Here is a 6,279-nt window from a genome sequence, read left to right as displayed (position 1 = left end):
GCTGCCGCTGCTGACCAGCGCCACCGCGCCGCCGTTGACATGCGGCAGGCCGGACGTATTGCCCGGATCCAGCTTGAGCTGGCTCCACAGGCCGCGCGTGTCGAGCGTCACGCCGGCGGCCACATCGATGCCCTTTTTTGCTCGACCTGTTCCGCAAGGTGATCTTCGCCGACAAGCACCTGGTGGCCAACTACGCGAGTCGCGCCAAGGTGCGCTTCAAGTACGCGTTGTTCTTCGCCGCCACGGTGACCCTGGGCGCCTGCCTGGGCGGCTGGAGCTGGTCCTACCTGGGCAACCGGCAACTGGTGGCCAATGTCGAGGCGGACATGCACAAGGTGCTGCGGCTGCAGGAGCAGCGCCTGGACCTGCAGTCGCGCCTGGAAGCGCTCGACATCCTGCAGGACCGCATCGAGCAGCTGGAGGCCTACCGCGAACAGCGGCCCTGGTCCTTGCGCATGGGCCTGTACCAGGGCGAACTGCTGGAACGCAAGCTGCGCGAGGAATACTTCGCCGGCGCGCGCCACGTCATGCTGGCCCCCGTGGCGGGGGCGCTGGAAGCCTTGCTGACGGAAATGAACGCCAGCGCCGAGCAGCTGCAGCCGACGGCGCGCACGCCGCAGACACCGGCCGCGCCACCGGCCGCGGCGTCTGCACCGCGCGCCTTCCAGTACCAGGCCGCCTCGCCGACAAACGTGGAAGACGCTTACAACGCGCTGAAAACGTATCTGATGCTGGCCGATAAAACGCATGCGGAAAGCAGCCACCTGAACGACCAGATGACGCGCTTCTGGCGCGGCTGGCTGGAGACCAACCGGGGCGCCATGCCGCGCGAGCAGATGATACGCAGCGCTGAGCGGCTGCTGACGTTTTACCTGTCGCAGGTCGGCGACCCGTCGTGGCCGCGCATCGAACAGAAGCTGGCGCTGGTCGACCAGGCGCGCGAAAACCTGCGCCGCGTGGTGCGCGGCATGCCGGCCCGCGAGCGCGTGTACGCCGACATCAAGGCGCGCGCCTCGACGCGCTTTCCCGGCATGACGGTGGCGCGCATCGTCGGCGAACAGGACCAGGCCCTGCTGGCGGGCAGCTACGCCATTTCCGGCGCCTACACGCGCCAGGCCTGGGAGAAATTCGTCGAAGGCGCGTTTCGCGACGCCGCCAACCGCGAACTGCAAAGCGCGGACTGGGTGCTGAAAAGCGCGTCCACCGACGACCTGACCCTGGAAGGCAGTCCGGAGCAGATCGAGAAAAACCTGGTGGCCATGTACAAGGCCGACTATGCGCGCGAGTGGCAAAAGTTCGTGCAGGGCGTGGCCGTGGCCGACCTGAAAGGCTTCGAAGGCGCCGTGCAGGCCATGAACCGCCTGGGCGACCCGCAAGCGTCGCCGATCGCCAGGCTGCTGACCACCATCTACGAAGAGACGTCGTGGGACAATCCGGCCCTGCAGAACGCGCAATTGCGCCAGGCCGAGCGGGGCATCATCGCCTGGTTCAAGGAGACGGTGCTGCGCCGCGCGCCGTCGCAGCTGACATCCAATCCTGGCCTGAACGCGCAGATCGACCCGGCCCGCCTGGACAAGCCGATGGGGCCCGTGGGCCGCGAATTTGCCGGCGTGGCCAAGCTGGTGGCGGCCAAGGACAAGGACGCATCGCTGATGCGCGCCTACCTGGAAGCGCTGTCGAAGCTGCGCAGCCGTTTGAACCAGCTGAAGAACCAGGGCGACCCCGGGCCAGGCGCGCGCCAGTTCATGCAGCAGACCCTGGAGGGCAGCGGCTCCGAGCTGGCCGACGCCCTGAAACTGGTCGACGAGCAGATGCTCACGGGGATGAGCGATGCGCAAAAGCAGGCCATCCGCCCGATCCTCGTGCGCCCGCTGATGCAGACCTTTGCCGTCATCGTCGCGCCGGCTGAACTGGAAGTAAACAAGACCTGGTCGGCGCAAGTGTATGAACCGTTCCAGAAATCGCTGGCGCAGAAATATCCGTTTTCTCCGGCGGCGCGCATCGAGGCGAGCAACCTGGAGATTGGCCAGTTCTTCGGCCCCGACGGGCTGGTGGCAAAATTCGTCACCACCGCCATGGGTCCCCTGGTGGTGCGGCGCGGCGACGTGCTGGCGCCGCGCACCTGGGCCGACATGGGCATCAGCCTGTCGCCGCAGGTGGTGGCGCGCTTCCCCGGCTGGATCGCGCCGCTGGGGGCCGGCGGCGTGGCGGCCACCTCGGCCGCCGCGCAGACCGTGTTCCAGATCCAGCCTTCGCCGGCGCCCGGCACCCTCGAATACACGGTGGACATCGACGGCCAGCAGCTGCGCTACCGCAATACGCCGGCGCAGTGGACCAACATGGTGCATCCGAGTCCGCAGGGCGCGCCCGGTGCGCGCATCAGCGCCGTCACCTTCGACGGCCGCACGGTGGAACTGTTCAACGAACCGGGCCAGTTTGGCCTGAAGCGCATGATCGATGCGGCGAGCAAGAAGCGCAAGGACGGCGGCGTGTTCGAGCTGCGCTGGACGCGCGGCGATGTCAGCGTGGCGCTGGACCTGAAAATCACCAGCAGCGCCGAGATGACGGGCACGGGCACGAACGCCGCGCCGCAGGAGCAGGGCTTTCGCGGCATGCAGCTGCCCGAGACCATCGTTGGCACGCCAGGCGCACCTGCCGCGCCCACATCCGTACCCGCACCTGCCACCGCACCCGCCATCGCAGCGGCGCCGGCCGTCGCCGCCGCATCCGGGGTGGCGCCATGATGCGCGCGCCGCAGCAGGTGCGCCTGGGCTACTTCGGCAAAATCCCCGCGCGCGGCGATTTCATCAAGGCTTGCGACAACCACGTGCTGGTGCAGCTGCTCGACGAGTGGCTGGCGCATGTCATGGCGGCGCTCACGCGTGAGCCGCGCTGGAAGCTCAATTACGACGCCCTGGCGCCGCTGCGCTTTGCCTTTGTCGGCACGCGCAGCCGGCGCGCCATCGCCGGGCGCCTGGAAGCGAGCAGCGACCAGTCGCAGCGGCGCTTTCCCTTCATGGCCATGGGCGTGCTGGATATCGACGATGCCGGCGGCTTTGTCGCCTGCTGCCCGCTGGTGCTGGCACCCCTGTGGCAGCGGGTGGAGCAGCTGTCGCAGGGCATCGTCGCCAGCGCCGAGCCGGGACCGGCGCTGCTGGCGCTGGCCGGCAACGTGGTGGAAATCGATGCGGACGGCGCCGGCCACGCGGCGCAGCTGGCCGTTTTTTTGCAGGCGCAGACGGTGCACAGCCTGCAGGCGATGCTGGCCACGCCGGCCTTCCCCGTGACGGTGCGCGAACTGCTGCTGGGTCTTGGCCTGCTGCTGCGCCCGGTGCGCCAGAGCGGCCAGCCGCGCCTGGAGAAAAGCCTGGTGCTGCCGCTGCCGCAGGACGCGGCGCAGCGCGCGCTGGTGGCCAGCTTCTGGCTGCACCTGCTGCTGCCTTTTTTGCGCCAGGCCGACTTCGAGCTGGCCCTGTTCTTTGCGCATGTCGACGAGGCGCCCGTGCTGGTGATCGGCTTTTGCGGCGCTGACCCGCACGGCCTGCACGCGCTGATCGACCCGCAGGCGGCCAGCGATCGCCTGATCGTCTTCGACCAGCTGGACTGGGTCGAGGGCCAGCTGGGACAGGACGCGGCACTGCGCCAGCTGTCCGCCTGCCTGCAGCAAGGGCAGCTGTCGCTGCGCTCGGCCTGCGCCATGTTTGCCGATACCTTTGCCTGAAGGATTGCCATGAAATATCCGATAGCGTTTTTGCTGCTGCTTGCCGCCGCCCCTGGCCACGCCCAGGTGCAGGCGCAGGCGCCCGCCACGCCCCTGCCGGGACAGATCCTGGTGACGGGCACCCTGGCCGATGAAGCGGCCAAGGCGGCCGTGCTGGCCCGCCTGCGCGAACTGTATGGCGCCGAGCGCGTGGTCGACCAGATCGCCATCGGCAACGTGGCCGTGCCGGCCAACTGGCACGCCTATGTGCACAAGCTGATCGCGCCGAACCTGAAGCTCATTTCACGCGGCCAGATCAGCATCGACGGCAATAATGTCAGCGTGCGCGGCGAAGTGGCGAACGAGGCGCAGCGCCAGCAGATCGCCAGCGACATCGCCACCAGCCTCAATCCCACCTACATCGTCAACAACGGCTTGCGCGTCAAGGCAGCCGAGGCCGAACAGGGCTTGCTCGATGCGGCGCTGGATAAACGTATCATCGAATTTGACAGCGGCCAGGCCAGCATCACGCCGGCCGGCCTGGCCATCCTCGACGAAATGGCGGCCGTCATGCAAAAGCTCAAGGAGCGCAAGGTGGAAGTGATCGGCCACACGGACAACACGGGCCTGCGCGCCAGCAATGTGGCCCTGAGCCAGGCGCGCGCCGAAGCCGTGCGCGCCTACCTGGCCACGCGGGGCATCAAGCCGGAAGCGGTGCTGACTTCGGGCCAGGGCCCGGACCGTCCCGTGGCCAGCAACGCCACGGCCGACGGCCGCGCGCGCAACCGGCGCATCGAGTTCAGAATCGCGCAGTAGCCAGCCGCGCTTCCTCAATGATCACGGTAGCGTGATGGTCAGGTGCGCCGGCCGCGGTGCCAGCTTCACCAGGTCCGCATACGCGGCCAGCGTCGCTTGCGTGCCGCGCGTCAGGTGCGTTTTTAGGCCCAGGTAGGCGCAGATGGCCAGCAGGGCGAAAAAGCTCGACAGGGCCCACAGCGGCACGTCGCTGCGGCGCTTGTTGACCACCTGGTCGGGGCGTTCGGCGCGCGGCGCGAAGCCACGGCTCTTGCCCTTGATATGGGCGATCTCGTCGCCCAGGCGGCCCGTCAGGTAGCTGAGTTTTTCGCCGCCATCGAGCGCATATTTTCCCTGGAAGCCCAATAACAGGCACATGTGGAAGACCTGCAGCGCCTGCACGCGCATGGCGCCCTTGCCGCGCAGGGCGTCGAGGCGGTCGAAGAAATGCTCGCCCGCCAGCTGGTCGCCAAAGATCAGCAATTGCAGCGGACGCCGTTCCCACTGCTTGCGCAGGGCGAAGGGCGAGGCCAGGATGATTTCGTCGACGGCCGCGCAGAACGCATACTTGGCCGCCTCGATATCGTCGCCGTCGGCGCGGATCTTTTTCGCCTCGCGCTCGAAGTCGTCGAGAAAGGCCGTGATGCGGTCCATGAAGCTTTGCTCGTCGCCAGGCGCCGAGCCGTTCTTCAGCATGAACAGCATGTAGAAGCCTTCGTGCATCAGGTCGAGCAGGGCGCTGCCCGCATGCCGGCTGGCCGTGCCGGCGGGAGCGGGGCCGCGTGGCCCGAGCAGGGAGGGCGCGGCGCGCCGTTCGATGAGCTGGCTCATGCCGTCACCGCGATCAGTTCCAGCTGCAGCTCGCGTATGCCGGTCGGCACGTACACGGCGATCGACTGCGCCTTGAGCATCTGCTGGTACAGCGCGCCGCGGTTGTCGAGCGCAAAATAATAGGTGTCGGGGCGCACGGGGATGGCGGCGGGCACCTGCGGCGCGTGCGACAGTTTCACGCCGGGCATGGCCGAGAGCACGCATTTTTCCACGTCGTCGGGCGCGCCCACCTTGACGCGCAGCGGCACCACTTCCACCAGTTCGATGGCGGGCATGGCGGCGCGGATGGCCAGGTACAGGGTGGTGTGCTGGTCGATCTTGCCCGAATCGAGCTTGCCCAGGTGGTAGGACGGCTTGTCTTCGAGCAGGGCGATGGAAAAATATTTCGACGAGATCACCGTGTCGAGCAGCTCGCGGATGATGCCGTCGATGGCGTCGAAGCAGGCGCCCGGCTGCGCGTGGTCGTAGGCGGGCAGGCTGGCCAGCGTGTAGTGGCGCGAGTAGCTGAGCAGGCCGCCCGCCAGGCCCAGCAGCGCCTCGTACAGGCGTTCCGGGTGCAGGCCGGGGTGGCGCACATAGTGCATCAGGGCGGCGGCGGCCGTGCTGACCGTGTGCAGCAGCCAGAACGAGGAGACGTCGCCCGAGCGGAACTCGATCACGTTGCGGCTAGGTTCACGGTGGTGGCCGTGCAGCGCGCCCACCTTCGCTTGCAGCGCATCGAGCAGGTGTTCCAGCAGGGACTGCAAACGCGGCGCGCCGGCGATGGCCAGGCTGGGCGCCATGAACGAAGGCAGCGGCTCGAAGCCGCCCGACACGGTGCGCCGCAGGGTGATCAGCGGCAGGCATTCGTAAGAGCCGCGCGCTTCGCTGTCGGGTATCAGGCGCACGGTTTTTTTCAGGTAGGCCACGTCGGCCACGGCCGATTCCGTAAACAGGTCGGGCGTGGCGCGCAT

General features: G+C 67.9%; 4 protein-coding genes and 1 pseudogene. 3 read left to right on the top strand and 2 right to left on the bottom strand.

Annotated elements, in window-relative coordinates; translation table 11 throughout:
• Positions 1–134: 134 nt before the first annotated feature.
• From JaAD80_RS27645 to JaAD80_RS27630, 3 genes and pseudogenes are all read left to right on the top strand, one after another.
• Positions 135–2,744, top strand: a pseudogene (locus JaAD80_RS27645) (ImcF-related family protein); the annotation flags it as partial.
• Positions 2,741–3,721: a type VI secretion system-associated protein TagF gene (tagF, locus tag JaAD80_RS27635; protein WP_102299324.1), complete on the top strand. Its 981-nt coding sequence runs from the start codon at positions 2,741–2,743 to the stop codon at positions 3,719–3,721. The pseudogene JaAD80_RS27645 and the gene tagF, both read left to right, overlap by 4 nt.
• 9 nt (positions 3,722–3,730) lie before the next feature.
• Complete coding sequence (locus tag JaAD80_RS27630) at positions 3,731–4,516, top strand: OmpA family protein (RefSeq protein WP_102299323.1); 786 nt, start codon at positions 3,731–3,733, stop codon at positions 4,514–4,516.
• A gap of 21 nt (positions 4,517–4,537) precedes the next feature.
• Here JaAD80_RS27630 and icmH read toward each other — a convergent pair whose 3' ends face one another.
• Complete coding sequence (icmH, locus tag JaAD80_RS27625; RefSeq protein WP_102299321.1) at positions 4,538–5,326, bottom strand: type IVB secretion system protein IcmH/DotU; 789 nt, start codon at positions 5,324–5,326, stop codon at positions 4,538–4,540.
• On the bottom strand, positions 5,323–6,279 hold a 957-nt coding region (gene tssK / locus JaAD80_RS27620), incomplete at its 5' end, for a type VI secretion system baseplate subunit TssK (RefSeq protein ID WP_102299319.1). The genes icmH and tssK, both read right to left, overlap by 4 nt.

It is taken from the genome of Janthinobacterium sp. AD80 (assembly GCF_002878455.1).
GTDB lineage: Bacteria > Pseudomonadota > Gammaproteobacteria > Burkholderiales > Burkholderiaceae_D > Janthinobacterium.
This window is presented reverse-complemented; position numbering and strand designations above follow the sequence as displayed.